Below are 19,282 nucleotides of genomic sequence, written 5' to 3'. Positions count from 1 at the left end.
TCTTGGTAAAAAAAGAAAGCTGACAGTTGGCGCTGTCAGCTTTCTAAGCTATTAAATAAAATACTAATCTGGTTTAATTTTCACTCTTTCCACCTTCCTCTGGCGGACGTTGCTGACGCGGTGGCCGGGGCTCACGTGGCGGGCGGGGTTCGCGGGGTTGCTGTTGGCCGCCACCCTGCTGCCCGGGTTGGCCTTGTTGCCTTGGCTTGTTATCGCCACCCCTGCGCTGGCCTTGCGGCTGGCTGCCGTTTTGCCCTTCAGGACGGGGTTGTTGCGGCCTTTGGGGCTGTGCCGGTTTGGGTCCCTGCGGCTGCTGGGGTCGGGGCGCACCACCCTGCTGTTGGGGTTTGGGTGTTCCTTTCTCGCGCTGCGGGCCACGGCCTTGCTGCGGTTTGGCAGGTGCCGGGGTAGCATTGCCTTCGGGCTGGCGCTGACGGCCGGGTTGCTGCTGGCCGCCGCGATTGTTGGCTGGCCGATCGCCCTGGCGCTGTTGCTTGCGTTTTTTGTCGGCCTTCTCCAGGCTGCGCAGGGTAATATGCCCTACCACATCCACAAACTCGGGTTCCGCTTCCTTTACCTTGGTGCTGGTAACATCAACGGCTTCCAGTTCGTCGGGAATCTCGTTTTTCATGTTCAGCGCCTTGATTTTGCGTACCCTTTCAATGGCCACGGGGTAGTGCTTGGTGCTGTTGGGCAGCACGTACCACATCAGGTTTTTGAAGATATCCTTCTTGATGAGGGTGGCCGTACCGGCGGCTACCTGCAGCATATCGCAGTTTTCAGGGAAACCCTGCAAAGCATCCAGGTAAGTATCCAACTCGTAATTGAGACAGCATTTCAGGCGTCCGCACTGGCCGCTGAGCTTGGTTTGGTTGATGCTCAGGTTCTGGTAGCGGGCAGCGGCGGTGTTTACCGATTTGAACTCGGTAAGCCAGGTGGCGCAACACAGCTCGCGGCCGCAGGACCCGATACCGCCTACCTTGGAGCTTTCCTGGCGGGCGCCGATCTGGCGCATTTCCACCTTTACCTTGAACTCGCCTGCATAAATCTTGATCAGCTCGCGAAAATCCACACGGTCGTCGGCAATATAATAGAAGGTCGCCTTCTTGCCGTCGGCCTGGATTTCCACTTCGCTGATCTTCATGTTCAGCTTTAGCTGGCGGGCGATGGCGCGGCTGCGGATGATGGCTTCGGCTTCGCGGGCTTTGTTCTGCCGCAGCAGGTCCACATCGCGGTCCGAGGCACGGCGCAAAATGCGTTTCATTTCGGGGTGAAACTCGTCCACCCCTTTCTTTTTCAGTTGCAGGCGTACGATCTCGCCGGTGAGCGATACCTCTCCCACGTCGAAACCGGCAACGCCTTCTACGGCGATGAGCTCGCCTTTTTCAAATTGCTGTACCGTATTGTTCCGGTAAAAATCTTTTCGGCTGCCCTGGTTAAAACTTACTTCCACCACGCGGCACGCCAGTTCGGCGTCGCTGATGGGGAGGTTGGCAAGCCAGTCGTGCGTGTTCATCCGGTTGCAACCGCCGGTGCTGCATCCGCCATTGCTTTTGCAGCCGTTGGGTTTACCGGTACCACAGTTTCCACATCCCATATTATAATGGTACTACCACATTTAAAGGTTCATCAAAATGCGTGGGGATGGCGAAGCGGGATGCACACTTTTGGCCGGTACTCGCAGTGCGGCGGGCAGCGCTAAAGGCAGCTTTCCGGCAAGCGAAAACCAGGTAAAATCACTATTTGGGAGCGGCCACTATCTGTTAGCGGCCGGGTATATAGAGAAAGCAAAAGCTTTAGCAAACACTCTTCACGGTCCTACCACACGGGTTTATATTTCGGGCACCGCCGGGGCGGTGTGGGGCAAATATAAATTTTTTTAGGGGCCGAAACGTGAATCGTGAATGGGGAATATGGAATCGGGAATCGTCAAACGTGAAATGACAATCGAACCAGGCAAATCAGGGGTAATTGAAGCTTGAAAATAAACATCTTCATAAGCCTGAATAACATCTTGGCCTCGGAAGTTGCTATGCCGGACTTGTTTCGGCATGACAACCTCTGTTATTAGAACTTTACGTTACAGATTTCAAAACATGTGGAGGTTGTTATTGCCGATTCACTATTCACCATTGCCCATTCACAGCTCCACCACCACGTTATTCCTTAAAATATAGAACATCTTGATGGTCACGGCATGAAACAGCATTTTGGCGTTGGCATTGCGCTCGATATAATAGGCGGCATTGTCCAGTTCGATGGAAATGGCTTCCTGCTGTTCGATGGTGCAGATCTTGTTGAGCTTGCCCGCAAAATCGCGTTCGCTGTCCGACATAGTCTGTTCGAGGCGCTCCTGCCCGGCGGCATCCAGCACCCGCATGCGCAGGGCCAGTTCCAGCAGGTGTTGGAAAAAGCGCAAGAACTGCTTTTGGTTTTCCCGGCCCAGGCGAGCCAGTTCGTCAATACATTTTACCTGCGCCACGGGCTGGTACTTAACAGTGGCATTCAGCCATTCGCGCAGCAGGGCCGTATAGTCCTCGTCGGCATGCTGCACCAGCGATAAGGCTTCCCGGTAGTTTCCTTCTGAAATATTGGCGATGCGACGGGCCTGGTCGGCGGGCGTATTGTTGCGGCGCACAAGGGCGTTTTCTACATCCACAACTTCAATGGCCGGCACTTTCACCAGCTGGCAGCGGCTCAGGATGGTACTGAGGATGGCCGCTTCACTTTCGGCTACCAGTATGAAGAGGGTGTTTGCCGGCGGCTCCTCGATCAGTTTGAGCAGCTTATTGCCTTCCTTGCCCAGGTATTCGGGCATCCACATCACCAGCACTTTGTAGCCGCTCTCAAAGCTTTTGAGGTTGAGCTTGCGGATGATGTCGTTGCATTCGTGTGCCGAAATATTGCCCTGTTTGTTTTCGGCATTGATAAACTGGAGCCAGTCGTAGGCATTGCCGTAAGGATACTGCTGTATAAACTCCCGCCATTCGGCGATATAGTCAACGCTCAGGGGCGGGCTGCCCGCTTTTTTGGTAATAACCGGATAAGAATAGTGAATGTCGGGGTGCACCATCTGCTGTGCCTTGGAAAAAGAAGGCTGTTGCTGCATCCAGGCATCGGCCGCCTCGGGGGTGGCCGGCAGGGTAGGAGGCGGGGTGTCGCCACCAAAGAGCGAATCTGCTACCGGCATCCGGTTGCCGTCCTGCGGCAGGCTCGAAATATACTGGGCAAAAGCAAGGGCCAGGGGCAGGGCACCGCTGCCTTCCCTGCCCAAGAAAAGCAGGGCATGGCTCAGGCGGTTGTGCTGCACCATTTCAACAAGGTGTTGCTTTGTTGCTTGTTGACCAATAACATCCGAAAACAGCATGGCAGGAAATTGAACGGTGGATTTGAAACCAGTGCGCAGGACAGTGGGCGGGTTGCCTGCTCCAGCGCAACGGGCTGCAAATATCGGTAGCGGCGGCACGGTACCCAAAACAAAAGCCGCCCAAAGTGGGCGGCTTTCCGGTATAGCAGTTACCGTAGTATTACAGCTTGGCGGTCAGCTCTTCGCTCAGGGGTTTCACCTTGCTGGGGAATACGGCAATCAGTTTGCCTTTTTCATCCAGCAGGAACTTGGTGAAATTCCACTTCACGGGATCCTGAACACCCAGCTTGGCAGCTTCAGCTGTCAGGTATTTAAACAGGGGGTGGATGTCTTCACCTTTTACCGATACCTTCTCGGCCATGGTGAAGGTTACACCGTAGTTGCGTTTGCAGAACTCCTTGATCTCGGTGTTGGAACCGGGCTCCTGTCCACCGAAATTATTGGCGGGGAAACCTACAATCACCAGTTTGTCCTTGTACTTCTTGTGGAGGGCTTCCAGCTCTTCGTACTGGGGGGTGTAGCCACACTTGGAAGCGGTGTTCACAATCAGGATCTTTTTGCCTTTGTACTGGGCAAAATCAATTTCGTTGCCTTCGAGGCCGGGTACCTTGAATTCGTAAATGGAAGCGGCCATAGCAAAAGCGGCAAGGGTCATAGCCAGCAATAAGGTTTTCATGATTTATGTTATGGTTTGATGTGTAGGTAACAAAGTAAAGCTAAAGAAGTTGGACCACAGATAAAGAGATTTGTAAGGTTTTCACAGATGAATGGCTGTTTGGATCGCAGATTAAAGGAGTTAATGGGATGAAGCAGGTTTATTGACCGATTATGAACTGCGGGTATTGAAGGACGATGGGTACTTATGTTTTGGGCTTTACCCGATAAGCAATTGGTCATTCCTGGCTTCTTTTTACCTCCAATCAACTGTTTCAAGTGGCATGTATCCGGTAAGCGGCAACCTGCTTCCTCAGTTGAAGGCACAGCAAAGGGTAGCGATGCTCAAAGTGGTACCGGGTACTTCCAATAGCTCCCGGCCACAAGCTTCCAGCGTGGCGCCGGTAGTTACTACATCATCTACTAATAAAAGGTGTTTGCCTTGCACTGTTTTTTCATCCTGCAGCAGGAACCGGCCTTCCATATTTTGCCAGCGTTCTACCCTTGATTTTTTAGTTTGGCTTTCGGTATGGTGGGTGCGGATCACTGCTTTACTTAGTACCGGTTTACCTAAGGTTTCAGCGATGCCTTGGCACAGCACCTGTGCCTGGTTGTACCCGCGTTTGTGTTCCTTTTCGGGGTAAAGCGGTAGGGGCACCAGTGCATCCACCTCGCGGAAACGGTTGGTTGCTGCCAGCTGGCTGCCCATGATTTTTCCCAATACCAGCCCCAGGTCTTTATTGCCTTTGTATTTGAGTTGGTGCATCAACTCCTGTATTACCGAGCCCTTGGTGAAAAAGTATTGTGCAGTGCCATAGCGCAAGGCCAGCCTGCCCCAGAAAATCTTTTCAACAGGATTGGCAGCATGGTGCTCAAATGATGTGGCCGGCAGTTGTTCAAAACAAACCGTGCAAAGCTGCTGGTCTTTTGACAATACATCGCTGCCGCAACCCGCACAAAGGTGCGGAAAGGCGAGGTGGAGGAGGGCACCCCCTGCCCCCCTGAAGGAGGCACTTAGGCCGAAGATGTTTTTGGTTGCCACAAGAGGTCTTTTGTGTAAGGTACAAAAGAGGGTAGGGGTTTGGCAAGGGCAACAAATAGTTTATGCTTTGTGTTACCGGTGCAATTAATTGTGGGTTAGTGTTATGCAGCGACCCATAAATACCTGGCGCTAATGCTTGTTGCTTGCTGCTCTTAACTGGTAGCTTTTCCAAAAACAAATCCGCCATCTCCCGGAGAGATGGCGGATCAAAAAGGCACTCCGGCCTAAGTTCCCCCTTCAGGGGTACAGGGGGGAGGTTTAGCTTTGAAACAAATACTGGTACACTTCGGCCACCTGGCCCATTTGCACCACTTCTATGGCGTACTTGTTCTTGCTGATACCTTTATTATAACGCGATACGATGATCTTTTCAAAACCCAGTTTCTCCGCTTCGGCAATGCGTTGTTCGATGCGGTTCACAGCGCGGATTTCACCACTTAATCCTACCTCGCCGGCAAAGCAGATATTATGCGGCACGGCCTGGTCTTCGTAAGAGGATAGCAGCGCAACCAACACCGCCAGGTCAATAGAAGGGTCTTCAACTTTCAGTCCACCTGCGATGTTGAGAAATACATCTTTTACACCAAAGTGAAAACCACCCCGTTTTTCCAGTACTGCCAGCAGCAGTTGCATGCGGCGCAGGTCGAAACCACTAACAGTTCGTTGCGGTGTACCATATACCGATTGTGTGACCAGTGCCTGCACTTCAATCAGCAAGGGTCTTTGTCCTTCCAGGGTGGCAGCAATGGCAATGCCACTCAGCGAATCTTCCTTTTGGGTGATCAGGATTTCGCTTGGGTTAAGTACTGCGGTCATGCCCCCTTCATTCATTTGGTAAATGCCTATTTCGGCAGTAGAACCAAAGCGGTTTTTCAAGGTGCGCAAAATGCGGTAAGCATAATGGCGGTCGCCTTCAAATTGCAATACCGTATCTACCATATGTTCCAATACCTTGGGGCCTGCAATGCTGCCTTCCTTGGTAATATGCCCGATCATGAAAACAGGGGTATTGGTTTCTTTGGCAAACTGCTGGAACTCCGCCGCACACTCGCGTATCTGCGATACACTGCCGGAGGAGGATTCAATAAATGGTGACTCCAATGTTTGAATGGAATCGACGATGATCAGTTCGGGTTTGAGCTTCTTGATTTCAGCGAAAATTGTTTGTGTGCTGGTTTCTGTAAGCAGGAAAAAATCACCGTTCTGAATTTGCAAACGGTCTGCACGCATCTTGATTTGTTGTGCGCTTTCTTCTCCACTTATATATAGCGTGGTTAGGCCCAGCAGGTTCAATCCCATTTGTAAAAACAAGGTGGATTTACCGATGCCTGGTTCGCCCGCTACCAACACAATACTTCCGGGAACAATGCCACCACCCAGCACCCTATTTAGTTCGGGATCGGCAGTGATGATTCGGGGGGTGTCTTTGGTAACAACTTCCTGCAGCGACACAGTTTTTTTCAATCCTGTTTCGCCGTTGTATTCTTTCCAGTCGGCCGATGCGTTGGTCTTTTTTGTTTCCTTTTGAATCAGTTCTTCTACGAACGTATTCCATTGCTGGCAGCTGGGACATTTGCCCAGCCACTTCGGGCTTTCATAGCCACAGTTCTGACAGAAATAGCTTGTTTTTACTTTGGACATTATGGATGGATAAGATCAGGTAAAGCAGTACTTGCGGGAGCAAGGGGCAGATGAATTGTAGTATGCCTTGTAGTATGACCAGCGGTGCACATCCTGCAAATCGGGCGAAAGATACAAAGTAAAAAGGGCCGACCCGAAGACCGACCCTTTTACTTACTAACCCATTAAATTCTGACACTAAATTACAAAAGTGCCCCACATTACAAAATAAATTTTTGCTCCTGTTGATAAGTTTTGCAGGGCTTTAGCAAAAAACATGTAAGTGGAATTTCGATGCAAAATGCTGAACTATAAATGGTTACAAAGTGTGATTATCTTCAATAAAAAATTTGTTCCTGTTAAACTGTCAGGAGCCCGGTGCATCTGGACCGGCTTACTGACAAAACCGGGACAGGAAAGTTAAAGATGGGCTGACCAAGCGTATTTTGTATGCTTTGGTCATAGATTTGATGTCTTAAAGATCTAAACCGTAAAGAAATATGACACCTTCCATTATGCTAGTCTCGCTGATTTTTATTGGAATCAGTATGCTGGTTTCCGCGGTGTTGAAAAGCAAGTTCAACACCTTCAGCAAAATTCCCCTGGCTGCCCGCCTCACCGGCAAGGAAGTGGCAGAGCGCATGCTGCGGGAAAATGGAATCTATGATGTACAGGTGGTGTCGGTGCAGGGTTTTCTGTCCGATCACTACAATCCCATGAATAAGACCATTAACCTGAGCCCTGATGTGTACAGCGGGTACAGCATTTCGGCGGCAGCCGTGGCCGCCCACGAAACGGGGCATGCCGTTCAGCACGCTACTGCTTATACCTGGCTGATGCTTCGCAGCCGCCTGGTGCCTGCCGTGCAGTTCAGCTCCGGTCTGGTAAACATCGTACTGTTGATTGGTGTATTGATGGCGGCATCCGGCAATTCAACCCTGCTCCTGGTAGGTATTTGCCTGTTTGCCCTTTCGGTACTTTTCTCGTTGATTACCCTGCCCGTGGAGTTTGATGCCAGCCGCAGGGCACTTTCCTGGCTGCAGCGGACCAATGTAACCACAGCTTCGGAGTACCCTAAGGCCAAAAATGCACTGACCTGGGCTGCAATGACTTATGTAGTAGCTGCCCTGGCTGCGGTGGTAACCCTGTTGCAGTACGTAATGATCTTTATGGGTGCCCGCAACCGCGACTAACCTAAAAGTTCAGCATGGTGTGGAAAAGTAATGGTTGGGTTAATTGCTCTATGCAAAATTCGCTGCCTGCTAAGCTTTAATGTATTATAAAAGCTTGACAGGCGCAGGTGGATAAAATGGTAGATTAAACCTGATTAACTCAGTTGGTTGATTTAAATTGAATAAAAGCTCCTGAAAGTCAGGAGCTTTTGTTTTTTTGCGCAGGATTTCGCGATAAAATGGGGCTGTATTCCTTGTAAGGCAATATATATTTAAAAATATGATTGTTTGACTTAGAGGAACACAATGCAGCATCTCATCCTTATTGGGTTGTCTTCTGTTAAAAGAATCTAAATTTAGATTAAAACCATCCGACATGAGAAAATTGAAGCCCATGTTGCTCATGGCCCTGTTATTATCCGTACAGGTGCTTTGGGCACAAATCTCGGTGACCGGTCGTGTTACTGAAGAAAGAACGGGTACCGGTATTGCCGGTGCTACCATCTCCGTTAAAAACGGAACCGCCAACGCCGTAACCAATGCAGACGGCAATTTCACCATCAATGTTCCGCAGAATGTCACCCTCGTGGTTTCCTATGTTGGTTTTCGCCCACAGGAAGTGCCCGCATCTTCCAGCCCCATCAGCGTGCGCCTGGTACCCGGCGACAACTCGCTGAATGAAGTTGTGGTTGTGGGTTATGGTACCAAGCTCAAGCGCGATGTAACCAGCTCAGTTGCCAAGGTTTCTGCCCGCGATTTTGAGAACCTGCCCCTCCCTTCCTTTGAGCAGGCCCTGCAGGGCCGTGCTGCCGGTGTGTTTATCAACAGCGGTAGTGGTAAACTGGGCCAGGCCCTGAACATCAGGGTTCGGGGTATTTCCTCCATCTCTGCCAGCCAGCAGCCCTTTGTGGTTATTGACGGTGTGCCCGTGGTAAGCCAGTCGCTGGGTTCGGCTACCGAGCCCGACAACCCGCTGGCAACCATCAACCCCGATGATATTGAATCCATCGAAGTGCTGAAAGACGCTGCCGCCGCTGCCATTTATGGTGCCCGTGCCTCCAATGGTGTACTGCTGGTAACTACAAAAAGTGGTAAGCAGGGCCGTACCAAGGTATCTGCCGGTGCTTACTATGGCTGGAGCGAACCTACCCGCAAAGCCAAGTTCCTTAATGCCACCCAGTACCGCGAGCTGTTTACCGCTGCCGCGGAAAACGAAGGGTATGATGCCGCAGAAGAGTTTGCCTTCGAAACCGGTACCGACGACTGGAACAGCACCAACAATACCAATTGGGCTGACCAGGCTTTTCAAAAAGGATCGATCCAGCAGTACACCGCATCTGCAACGGGTGGCGACGCCCGCACCCGTTTCCTGATCAGCGGTAGCTATAACGACCAGAAAGGTATCCTGATCGGCAACCGCCTCACCCGCGGTACTGCCCGTATCAATATCGATCACAACCTGTCGCAGCGGTTCAGGGTAGGTACCAATATCTCGCTGAGCCAAAGCAACAACTACCGTGTGCCCAGCGATAACGCTTTTTCCAACCCCATCCAGCTGAATGCACTGCCGCCCATCCAGGCACTAAAGGCAGCAGATGGCCTCAACAACCGTAATACTCTGTATTACAATAACCTGATTGAGCTGGAAGGCAATAACCGCAACCTGAACAAAACCTACCGTACCATCAGCAGCGCCTTCCTGGAGTATGCTATTGCACCGGGCCTGCGTTTCCGCAGCCAGAATGGTATCGATTTTACCAACTTCCAGGAGAGCCAGTTTTTGGGCCGTCGCACCCTCGATGGCGCACCTACCGGTTATAGTTTCGACAACCAGGTGACCAGCACCATTTTTACCACCACCAATACCCTGAACTACAATAAAAGTGTTGGCGGCAGTGGTAATATCGATGCCCTGGCTGGTATCGAATACCAGAAAGGTTTGAGCCGTGGTGCCAGTGTTGAAGGCCGCGCCTTTCCTTCCGACCGTTTTACCCGGATTCAGAACGCCGCCATTATTTCCAATGGCTCTTCTTCGGAAACAGAGTTTCGCTTTGTTTCTTATTTCGCCCGTGCCAACTACAAGATCAACGACCGCTACCTGGTGGGTGTTAGTGCCCGTACCGATGGATCGAGCCGCTTTGGTAAGGATAACCGCTATGGTTTCTTCCCTGCCGTTAGTGCCGGCTGGGTGCTGAGTGAAGAAAACTTCCTGAAAAACAGCAATACCGTTTCTTTCCTGAAACTGCGCAGCAGCTATGGCCGTACCGGTAACGCTGAGATTGGTAACTTCTCTGCGTTGCCCCTGTACACCAGCCTGCCTTATGCCGATATTGCCGGTTTGATCACCAGCCAGATTGCCGACCCCGCATTAAGTTGGGAAAGCACAGACCAGTTTGATATTGGTTTGGACTTTGGTTTTCTCAACAACCGCATCACCGGTGAGCTCGATTATTTCAACAAGAACACCAAGGACCTGCTGCTGAGCCGCCCGCTGCCTGCTACCAGTGGTTTTACCGCCATTACCCAAAACATTGGCGATATGACCAACAAGGGCTTTGAGTTTGTGCTCAATGCCAATATCCTGCAGGGTGGTGCTTTCCGCTGGACCTCTTCGTTCAATATTTCTACCTACCGCAACGAGGTAACCCGACTGGTGAGCCCCATCACGCCCGGGCAGCGCACCCTTGGCCGCCTGGCGGTAGGCCAGCCTTACGGCCAGTTTTATGGCCGCAAGTATATGGGTGTTAACCCCGAAAATGGTGATGCGCTCTACCTGGCTGCCGATGGTAAAACAACCAACGATTACAACCTGGGCGTCGATACCATATTGGGTGATCCCAACCCAGACTTTTATGGTGGCTGGAACAACCGGTTCTCTTACAAAGGATTTGACCTGGATGTACAGGCCCAGTTTGTAAGCGGCAACGATGTATACAACGTAGCCGGTTTCTTCCAGAGCGTAAACGGCGACTACTTTGATAACCAGACTGTTGACCAGCTTAACTACTGGAAAAACCCCGGTGATATCACCAGCATTCCCCAGCCTCGTTTGTATGCAGGTAATGGCGCTGGCAAAAGCAGCCGCTGGGTACAGGATGGTTCTTACCTCCGTATTAAAAGCGTGAATTTGGGTTACAATATCCCCCGCAACGTTTTGCGCAATGCCAAGATCGAATCGGCAAGGGTATATGTAGCTGCTCAAAACCTGTTCACCTTTACCAAGTACAAAGGTTACGATCCGGAAGTAAATACTACTTATGTAGGCAACCTCAACCTGGGCCACGACTTTTATACACCACCCCAGGCCCGTACTATTTCTGTAGGTGTAAACATTGGTCTCTAACCTATAAATGCATTTAAGATGAAATTGAAACAATTTGCTATAGTACTGCTTACTGCCGGCAGCCTTTCCACCGCCTGTACCAAGGTGCTGGATGTGGCGCCCCAGCAAAGCATCGATGCGCTTACCGCCATCCAAACGGCCGATGATGTTAACCAGCTGGTGATCGGTAGTTATTCCCTCATGGGTACGGGCCAGCTTTATGGCACCAACCTGTTCCTGTTGCCCGACCTGCTGGGTTCCGATTTCAACGCCGGCGCAGCTGCTGCGGCCCGCTATGCCACCTGGGTAGGCACCTTTCAGGGGCAGCGCCAGGCTTTCCGGAAACAAATGACCCGCGACAACTCGGAAGCTTCCCGCACCTGGATTGCGGCTTACCGCACCATCAACAATGCCAACTTGGTATTGCAAAACCTGGATAAGGTTACCGACGTTGCCGAGCGCAACCGACTAGAGGGCGAAGCCCTGCTGATTCGCGGGGTGATGCATTTTGAACTGGTTCGTTTGTTTGCCCTGCCCTGGGGCGCTACCCCTAACAACAGCCAGGCAGGTGTGGTAATTCAAACCACTGCTTCCAATAATAAAGATGAAGCCGCCGCGGCCGCCAAGCCCCGTGCAACCGTTGCCGCCGTTTATGCCGCTGTACTTGCCGATATGACCGCTGCCGTAGGCAAGCTGCCTGCCAGCAACGGCACCCGCTTTAATGCCAGCACCGCCCAGGCCTACCTGAGTCGTGTGTACCTGCAGCAAGGCAATTTTGCTGCTGCCCGCGATGCTGCCAATGCAGTAATTGCCAGTGGTAAATACAGCCTCAACGCTTCGGTAGCGGCAGTGTTCAGCAACCGGAACACCGCTGAATCTATTTTTGAGATCCAGCAAAATGATCAGAACAATGCCGGCCAGTCCAACGATGGTATGGCTACTTTTTACGCCAGCCTGCCCGGCATCGGCCGCGCCGATGTGCGGATCAGCAATGGCTTTTACAACCTGTATAACGATAACGACCTGCGCAAGCGGGAGTGGTACTACCTGGGCACCGGCGCTCGTCCTGCCGATCCTGCCAATGGTGTGCTGAACCGTTATTCGGGCAAATGGAAATCCTTCAGCCAGAACCTGCCGGTGATTCGCCTGGCAGAAATGTACCTCAACCGCGCCGAATGCAACCTGCGCCTGGGTACAGCGGTAGGAGCCACCCCCGAACAGGACCTGGCACAGGTAAGAAACCCCATTCGTACCAACCTGCCTTCCATTGTAAATCCAACACTGGCCGATGTGTTGAACGAACGGCAGTTGGAACTTGCTTTTGAAGGCCATCGCATCCACGACATCCGAAGGTTGGGTGGATCGGTAGGTACTTATGCCTGGAATGCCGACATCCTGGTGATGCCCATTCCTGCACGTGAGGTAGATGCCACCAGTGGTGTCATCACCCAGAACCCCGGATATTAGTACTGCTGATTGTAAAAAATAAGAAAGCCTCCCAACCGGGAGGCTTTCTTATTTGTGTTAATAAACAGAATAAATAAAAAAGTGCAGAGTGCTGGCATCTGCGGCCTTTGATTTGTAGTAGTTGCTTTGCCTTCTGATACAGCTTGGGTTTATCCGGCTATTGATTTTCGGCCACCTCCAATACCTACCGATAAACCGAAAGAAAGCTGCTACCCTCTGAACAATTTTCTGATCTGCGTTTTAGGAACTGAGAAAACCCAATTACCATGCGAAATGTGAAGCTGTTCTTGCTAATGGGCATGCTGTTGATTGCCCATGCCCTCTGGGCACAGAATGCCGTTACCGGCAAAGTTGTAGACCCCAGCGACCAGCCGGTTGCAGGAGCTACCATCAAAGTGCGGAATGAAAATGTATCTACCGTGTCGGGTGCCGATGGCAGTTTTTCCATCAATGCGCCGGTCAATGCTACCCTTGTTATCAGTTATGTAGGCTTTCGCAACGTAGAAGTGACTGCCACCGCAAGCCCGCTGACGGTGCGGTTGCAGCCCCAGGAAAACAGTTTGAGTGAGGTAGTGGTAACGGGTTATACCACCGTACAGCGGAAAAAATATGCCGGTGCCATTGCTTCGGTGCCGCCCAGCGAAGTGCGGCGTCAGCCATTTGGGTCTTTCGACCAGGCACTGCAGGGACAGGCAGCTGGTATTTCGGTAGTGGCCAATAGCGGCCAGCCCGGTGCAGCGGCCCAGGTGCGCATCCGGGGTGTTGGTTCCATCAATGGTGGTAATGAGCCGCTCTACATCCTGGATGGTATAGAGATCAAGGCCGCCGATTTTTCAAGTCTTAACCAGGGCGATTTTGAAAGGGTGGAAGTGCTGAAAGACGCTGCAGCCACCGCCCAGTACGGTTCCAGGGGCTCCAACGGTGTGATTGTGATCACTACACGCAGGGGCCGTGCCGGCGCACTGCAATTGAACTACGACGCTCAGGTAGGATTTAGTGAGCTGCCCAAAGACCGTTTGGAGGTGATGAACAGCCGCCAGAAAATTGATTATGAACTGCAGCGGGGCAATCCGTACGGATGGGGCACCGCCGAAGCCGACAGCCTGCGGAATGTAAATTTCAACTGGAAAGATGCCCTCTTCCGTACGGCCATGACCCACCAGCATATGCTGAGTGCATCGGGTGGTTCGCAAAACAGCCGGGTGTTTGCCTCGCTGTCTTTTATGGACCAGCAGGGTATTGTAAAAACTACAGGCCTCAAGCGCTATACCGCCCGGATCAACTCAGATAATACCTTGGGTAATTTCCGGTTGGGTATCAACCTGCAGGGTGGCTTTTCCCGTATCAGCCGCACCGCCGAAGGCAATACCTTCCTGAATTCACCGCTCAACGCCATTCGCTGGGCCAATCCTTACGAGCGGGATATCAATCCCACTACCGGCGATTACCAGGAAACCGGTGGCGCCGGTACGGGTTCGCTGGCTTCGGGGCAACCCAACCCGGCCATGGAATTATTTCTGAATAATAACTGGACAAACCAGTTGAAGGGGATTGCCACTTCCTACGTGGAGTTCCAGTTTCCTTTTCTTTCCGGTTTATCGGCCCGCTCTAACTGGGGCGTAGATTATACCCAGAACGAAGGTTCCAACTTTACCAGCCCCCGTACATCGGTAGGTATTGCCCGCCAGGGTATCCTCAACCGGACCTATGACCGTACGTTCCGTTATACCGGTACTACCTCGCTCAACTTCAAACGCACCTTTGGCGAGCACGACCTGGATGCCGGTATTTTTTACGAAGTGGTAAAAAGCCAGTTCCGCAACCTGGGCTTTACCGGTTATGGCCTTACCAATGGCTTTACCAATGAATCCGGTATTACACCGGGCAGTGCCACCAATCCCAACTATATACCCGTAGTGGGTGGTAATGGTACTGCCAATGGCCTGTTGTCTTACTTTTCCATTATCAACTATGGCTATGGCGACCGGTATTATGTTACCCTCGTCGGCCGCCGCGATGGTTCTTCCCGTTTTGGTGTAAACCGCCGTTTTGCCAATTTTGGTTCGGTTGGTTTTACCTGGGTGCCCACCGAGGAGGCATTTATGGAAAAGCAGGAGTTTTTCGACGACCTGCGCATCCGTGCCAGCATTGGTACCACGGGTAACCAAACCTCGCCGCCTGCCGGTGATTTTCCCATTCCAACTTTTGGCCGCGTTTCTTATGCCGGTGTAACGGGCTGGGGTGCGGGACAGGGTGTGGGCCAGCCGGGCAACCTTGATTATACCTGGGAGCAACAGCGCACCATCAACCTGGGTCTTGACTTTACCATCCTCAACCGCAGGTTGAACGGTACCGTTGAATTTTACGACCGGCTTACCGGCGGTAAAGACCGGGGTGGTTTGTTCTACGATGTTCCCCGCGACCCTTCAGGCAATGGCTATACCCAGTTTCCCAGCAATTTTGGACAGGTGCGCAACCGGGGTGTGGAACTGATGCTGCGTGGCGATGTGGTTAAAACCCGCAACTTCAACTGGAACCTCCAGGGTAATATCACCTACAACCGCAACCGGATTGTTGACCTGCCGCAGGACTCCATTGCTACCAGTGGCACTACTTTCCTTGCCGAAGGTCATCCCATCAATGCCCTGTTCCTGGTTGATTATGCTGGTGTGGATCCCGCTACCGGTAATGCATTGTATTATTCCCGCGACAAGGTGGCTACGCCAGTGTTTAGTGTCAACGACCGCATTTATGTTGGTACGCCCGATGCGCCCTGGTTTGGTGGCATCTCTACTTCGGTAGGGTACAAGGGCCTGGAGCTGAGTGCGCAACTCAACTTCTTTTTGGACCGCCAGGTGTACAACAACGAGCTGAACAACGTGGCCAACCCTACTTATTATTTCGACAATATGGCCGCCGAGATGTTGCGCGAATGGCGCCAGCCGGGTGATATCACCAATATCCCAAGGCCTGGGTCGGGCGCCGTTGCGGCTACCGGTGCGCCGGTGAATCCTTATCAATCCAACACTACCCGCTTCCTGGAAGATGCCAGCTTCTGGCGCCTGCGCAACGTGACGCTGAGCTATACCCTGCCCGGAAACATTATTAGTAAGGCCAAACTGCGCACGGCAAGGGTGTTTGTGCAGGGCCAGAACTGGTGGACGGCTACCAAGTACCGGAGCTTTGATCCCGAAATTGCCGGCACCTCGCTGGTAGGAGCGCAGTACCCTGCACTGGTGCAAACCACTCTTGGTCTCTCGTTAGGCTTTTAATTAAAAAGAAGAATTGTTATGCTACGTACAATAAAAATTGCTGTGTTGGGCCTTGCCGCACTGGCCACCATGCAGGCCTGTACCAAGGACGATGTGCTGGAACTGGAACCCGAGTTTACACTGGAAGGCCTGCAAAGCCCAGCCAATATCGACCAGGTAGAGCAGGTGCTGTTGGGTGCTTATGCCCGTTTTCGCGATGCCAACTATTATGGTTCGGGTAGCGGTACCGGCGGCGGCTGGTCGATGATGCCCGATGTGATGAGCGACAACCTGTATGAAACCCGCTCCACGCTGGCCAACTCGCGCACCATGGCCGACTGGACCTATAACCAGAATACCGGCCAGGTAAGTTCTTTTTACTCGGTGCCGTATGCGGTTATAGCCAATGCCAACCTGGTGCTTCGTGATATAGACAAGTATACCACCACTGCCAACCAGGGCCGGGCCAACCGCCTCAAAGGACAGGCACTGGCCATCAGGGCGCAGGCGCATTTCGACCTGTTCCGGTATTTTGCCATCAACTACGACCGGAACGGCACCACGCCTGCAGTGGCTTATGTAGAGGAGTTTGTACTGCCTTCCCCCAATGCGGTGCAGCCGCCCCGGATGACAAACAAGGATTTTTATGATAACCTGTTTGCCGACCTGGGCCAGGCAGCGACCCTGCTGGCCGATGTGGACCAGCCGATCAATCCTGCCGGGGCTTTAACCCGGCCTTATATAGACCTGGCTGGGGTGTATGCCATACAGGCTCGTACCAATCTGTACGCAGGGCAATGGGCGGAAGCAGCTACTGCCGCTACTAATGCCATTAACCTGCGGCCGCTGGTAAATGGGGTAACCAACCCTGCCGCATTTGCTGGTATGTACAATGAAACCAATGCCGGTGAGATCATCTGGAACGTGCAGTTTGAGTCGGGGCAAAGCGGACCTACCTTTCTCACTTACTTTGCTACCAACAGGCGCAGTTATTTCCGCCCGGCACCCGAAGTAGCCGATACGCTTGGAACTACAGGACTGATCCGCAACAATGATGTGCGCTATACTGCCTACTTCTCACCCATCAGCGACAACAACTCGCGGGGCTTGGCCATCACCAAGTACCGCGGTAAGGGCGCAAATGTTTCGGATGGCAACGCCAATTTTCCCGTACTCCGTACCGGAGAAATGTACCTGATCAGGTCAGAGGCCCTGGCAAGAAGTGGGCAGGCAGGTCCGGCCATGCAGGATTTGAATACACTGCGTGCCAACCGCATTGCTGGTTATGTTGCTGAAAACCTGAGTGGGCAGGCATTGCTGGATGCTATTGCCAACGAAAGAAGAAGGGAACTTATAGCCGAGGGGCATCGCTTTTTTGACCTGAAACGTACTACCCGTACTATTCAGCGGGGCCAGGTTTGTGGCACCGATCTTTCGCCCTCTGGTGATTGTACGCTGGAGCCTACCGCAAGGGAATGGGCGCTCCCCATTCCTGAAACTGTTGTACGGGCAAATGCCAGCCAGCAGCAGAATCCGGGGTATTGACGGGAGAAGCTATTGGCTCTTAGCTGTTGGCGGTTAGTGAATACAGCTTTTGGTTATTAGTCAATTGATTCTGGTACTTTTTTTAGGAAATGAAACCCGCTTAGATGTTCGTATAAGTAAAATGCCTCCCGTTCAGGAGGCATTTTACTTTATAAACTTGGCCAGAAGCAGAAGCCAGATGCTAGCAGCCAACAGCTAAAGGCTAACAGCTACATTTTAATCTCTTCCCCATTCGCATCGTAAAAACGGAATTCGGTAAGCATGTAGTTATTGTCCGATTTAACGGTGATGGCCTGTTTGTACTTACGTTTCCATTTGGCCACTTTCGAGTTCCACAGCCAGCCCTTGGTAAGATAGGCGTACACAATGGGGTGCACCACGATGGTGAGGTTGCTGTGCTTGTGGGTAAAGAGGTAGCCCAGGTTCTTTTCAATCTCGTCTTCCAGGATAAGGGTAGAAGAAATTTTTCCGGTACCGTTACAGGAAGGACATACTTCCTGGGTGTTGATGTTCATTTCGGGCTTCATGCGCTGACGGGTGATCTGCATGAGTCCGAACTTGGAGATGGGCAGCACGGCATGCTTGGCACGGTCGCCACGCATAAAGCCTTCCATGGCCTCCATTAATTTCTTTTTATTGTCGGGCAGCTTCATATCGATGAAGTCCACCACGATGATACCGCCGATATCGCGCAAACGGAGCTGGCGGGCGATTTCTTCGGCTGCCTCCAGGTTGGTTTCCAGTGCGTTTTGCTCCTGGTTATTGCTTACACTTTTGTAACCGCTGTTCACGTCGATCACGTGGAGGGCTTCGGTGTGCTCAATAATGAGGTAGGCGCCGGAGTTGAGGTTGACCGTTTTGCCGAAAGATCCTTTTACCTGCTTGGTAATACCATACTGGTCGAAAATGGGCAGCGGGTTGTTGTGCAGTTGCACAATTTCTGCCTTTTCGGGTGCGATGCGCTGGATATAAGCCTTGGCATCGGCATAGATGGTCTTATCGTTCACCACAATTTTGTTGAAATCGGCATTGAGCAGGTCACGCAGCATGCTGGTGGTCTTGGTTTGCTCGCTGAGGATTTTGTGGGGCGGGTTGGCGCCATGCAGGTTTTGCTGGATCACCTTCCAGGTGTTCTGCAATTCGGTAAGGTCTTCGTGTAGTTCGGCGGTGTTCTTGCCTTCGGCGGCGGTGCGCACAATGACGCCAAAGTTTTTACCCTTGATGCTTTCAACAATACGTTGCAGGCGCTTGCGCTCTTCCGAAGAGTGGATCTTGCGCGAAACGGCAACGATGTCGTTAAAAGGCGTGAGCACTACAAAACGACCCGGCAGGGAGATCTCGCAACTCAGTCGCGGGCCTTTGGCCGCAATGGGTTCCTTGAGGATCTGTACCAGGATGTTGGGCTTGCCGTTGAGTACTTCGTTGATCTTGCCGGTCTTGATGATCTCGGCTTCTACCTGGAACTGCGAAAAATCCATTCCACCCGGCGTTTTATCGCTGATAGCCATCTGGGTGAATTTGAGCAGGGAGCGGGCATAGGGGCTGAGGTCGGTATAGTGCAGAAAGGCATCTTTCTCAAAGCCTACATCTACAAATGCTGCGTTCAGTCCGGGAATGAGTTTCTTAACCTTGCCCAAATACAGATCACCCACGGCAAAGCGGGCATCGTTTTTCTCTGTGTGCAGTTCTACGAGCTTCTTGTCTTCCAGTAATGCGATATCCACGCCATGCGTGGCCGCATTGATAATTAGTTCTTTGTTCACATTACTCCACCTTTACGAACGTACAACTTGTGGGCGCTAATGGGTATGCGACGGTGCCGCGTTGCTGCAGGAACCAGAA

The 19,282-nt window shown here is 52.0% G+C and carries 11 protein-coding genes; 5 read left to right on the top strand and 6 right to left on the bottom strand.

The features are described 5' to 3' along the window. Positions 1-73: 73 nt before the first annotated feature. The 5 genes from ricT to radA all read right to left on the bottom strand — a co-directional run bounded on the left by ricT (position 74) and on the right by radA (position 6,704). Positions 74-1,597 (bottom strand): PSP1 domain-containing protein, encoded by a 1,524-nt coding sequence (ricT, locus tag BUE76_RS21200; RefSeq protein WP_073044157.1) that lies wholly within the window; start codon positions 1,595-1,597, stop codon positions 74-76. Positions 1,598-2,140: 543 nt separating this feature from the next. Continuing rightward, complete coding sequence (locus BUE76_RS21190) at positions 2,141-3,367, bottom strand: DNA polymerase III subunit (protein ID WP_073044160.1); 1,227 nt, start codon at positions 3,365-3,367, stop codon at positions 2,141-2,143. 160 nt (positions 3,368-3,527) lie between these two features. After that, entirely contained in the window at positions 3,528-4,043 is a 516-nt protein-coding gene (locus tag BUE76_RS21185; RefSeq protein ID WP_173702669.1) for a glutathione peroxidase, read from the bottom strand. Between the two features lie 291 nt (positions 4,044-4,334). Then, on the bottom strand, positions 4,335-5,063 hold the full coding sequence (locus BUE76_RS21180) for a ComF family protein (protein WP_245798372.1): 729 nt from the start codon (positions 5,061-5,063) through the stop codon (positions 4,335-4,337). A gap of 258 nt (positions 5,064-5,321) precedes the next feature. Further along, the gene (radA, locus tag BUE76_RS21175) at positions 5,322-6,704 is read right to left on the bottom strand and encodes a DNA repair protein RadA (RefSeq protein ID WP_073044164.1); all 1,383 of its coding nucleotides are present in this window, start codon (positions 6,702-6,704) and stop codon (positions 5,322-5,324) included. Positions 6,705-7,183: 479 nt separating this feature from the next. Between radA and BUE76_RS21170 the strand changes: the two genes are divergently transcribed. From BUE76_RS21170 to BUE76_RS21145, 5 genes are all read left to right on the top strand, one after another. Further along, positions 7,184-7,876 (top strand): zinc metallopeptidase, encoded by a 693-nt coding sequence (locus tag BUE76_RS21170; RefSeq protein WP_073044165.1) that lies wholly within the window; start codon positions 7,184-7,186, stop codon positions 7,874-7,876. Between the two features lie 355 nt (positions 7,877-8,231). Further along, a complete protein-coding gene (locus BUE76_RS21160) occupies positions 8,232-11,198 on the top strand; it encodes a SusC/RagA family TonB-linked outer membrane protein (RefSeq protein WP_073044170.1) in 2,967 nt (988 codons plus the stop codon). Between the two features lie 18 nt (positions 11,199-11,216). Beyond that, positions 11,217-12,644 carry a RagB/SusD family nutrient uptake outer membrane protein gene (locus tag BUE76_RS21155; protein ID WP_073044172.1) on the top strand — a complete coding sequence of 476 codons (1,428 nt, stop codon included), beginning with the start codon at positions 11,217-11,219 and terminating at the stop codon, positions 12,642-12,644. A gap of 266 nt (positions 12,645-12,910) precedes the next feature. After that, positions 12,911-15,916, top strand: a complete 3,006-nt coding sequence (locus BUE76_RS21150; protein WP_073044174.1) for a SusC/RagA family TonB-linked outer membrane protein — start codon at positions 12,911-12,913, stop codon at positions 15,914-15,916. 18 nt (positions 15,917-15,934) lie between these two features. Further along, positions 15,935-17,440, top strand: coding sequence for a RagB/SusD family nutrient uptake outer membrane protein (locus tag BUE76_RS21145; RefSeq protein WP_073044176.1), 1,506 nt, complete (start codon positions 15,935-15,937; stop codon positions 17,438-17,440). 209 nt (positions 17,441-17,649) lie between these two features. Here BUE76_RS21145 and BUE76_RS21140 read toward each other — a convergent pair whose 3' ends face one another. Then, entirely contained in the window at positions 17,650-19,203 is a 1,554-nt protein-coding gene (locus BUE76_RS21140) for an Rne/Rng family ribonuclease (protein WP_073044178.1), read from the bottom strand. Between the last annotated feature and the right edge of the window lie 79 nt (positions 19,204-19,282).

It is taken from the genome of Cnuella takakiae (assembly GCF_001953305.1).
GTDB lineage: Bacteria > Bacteroidota > Bacteroidia > Chitinophagales > Chitinophagaceae > Flavisolibacter > Flavisolibacter takakiae.
Note: the sequence above shows the minus strand (reverse complement) of the source record. Positions and strands in the feature narration are given on the sequence as shown.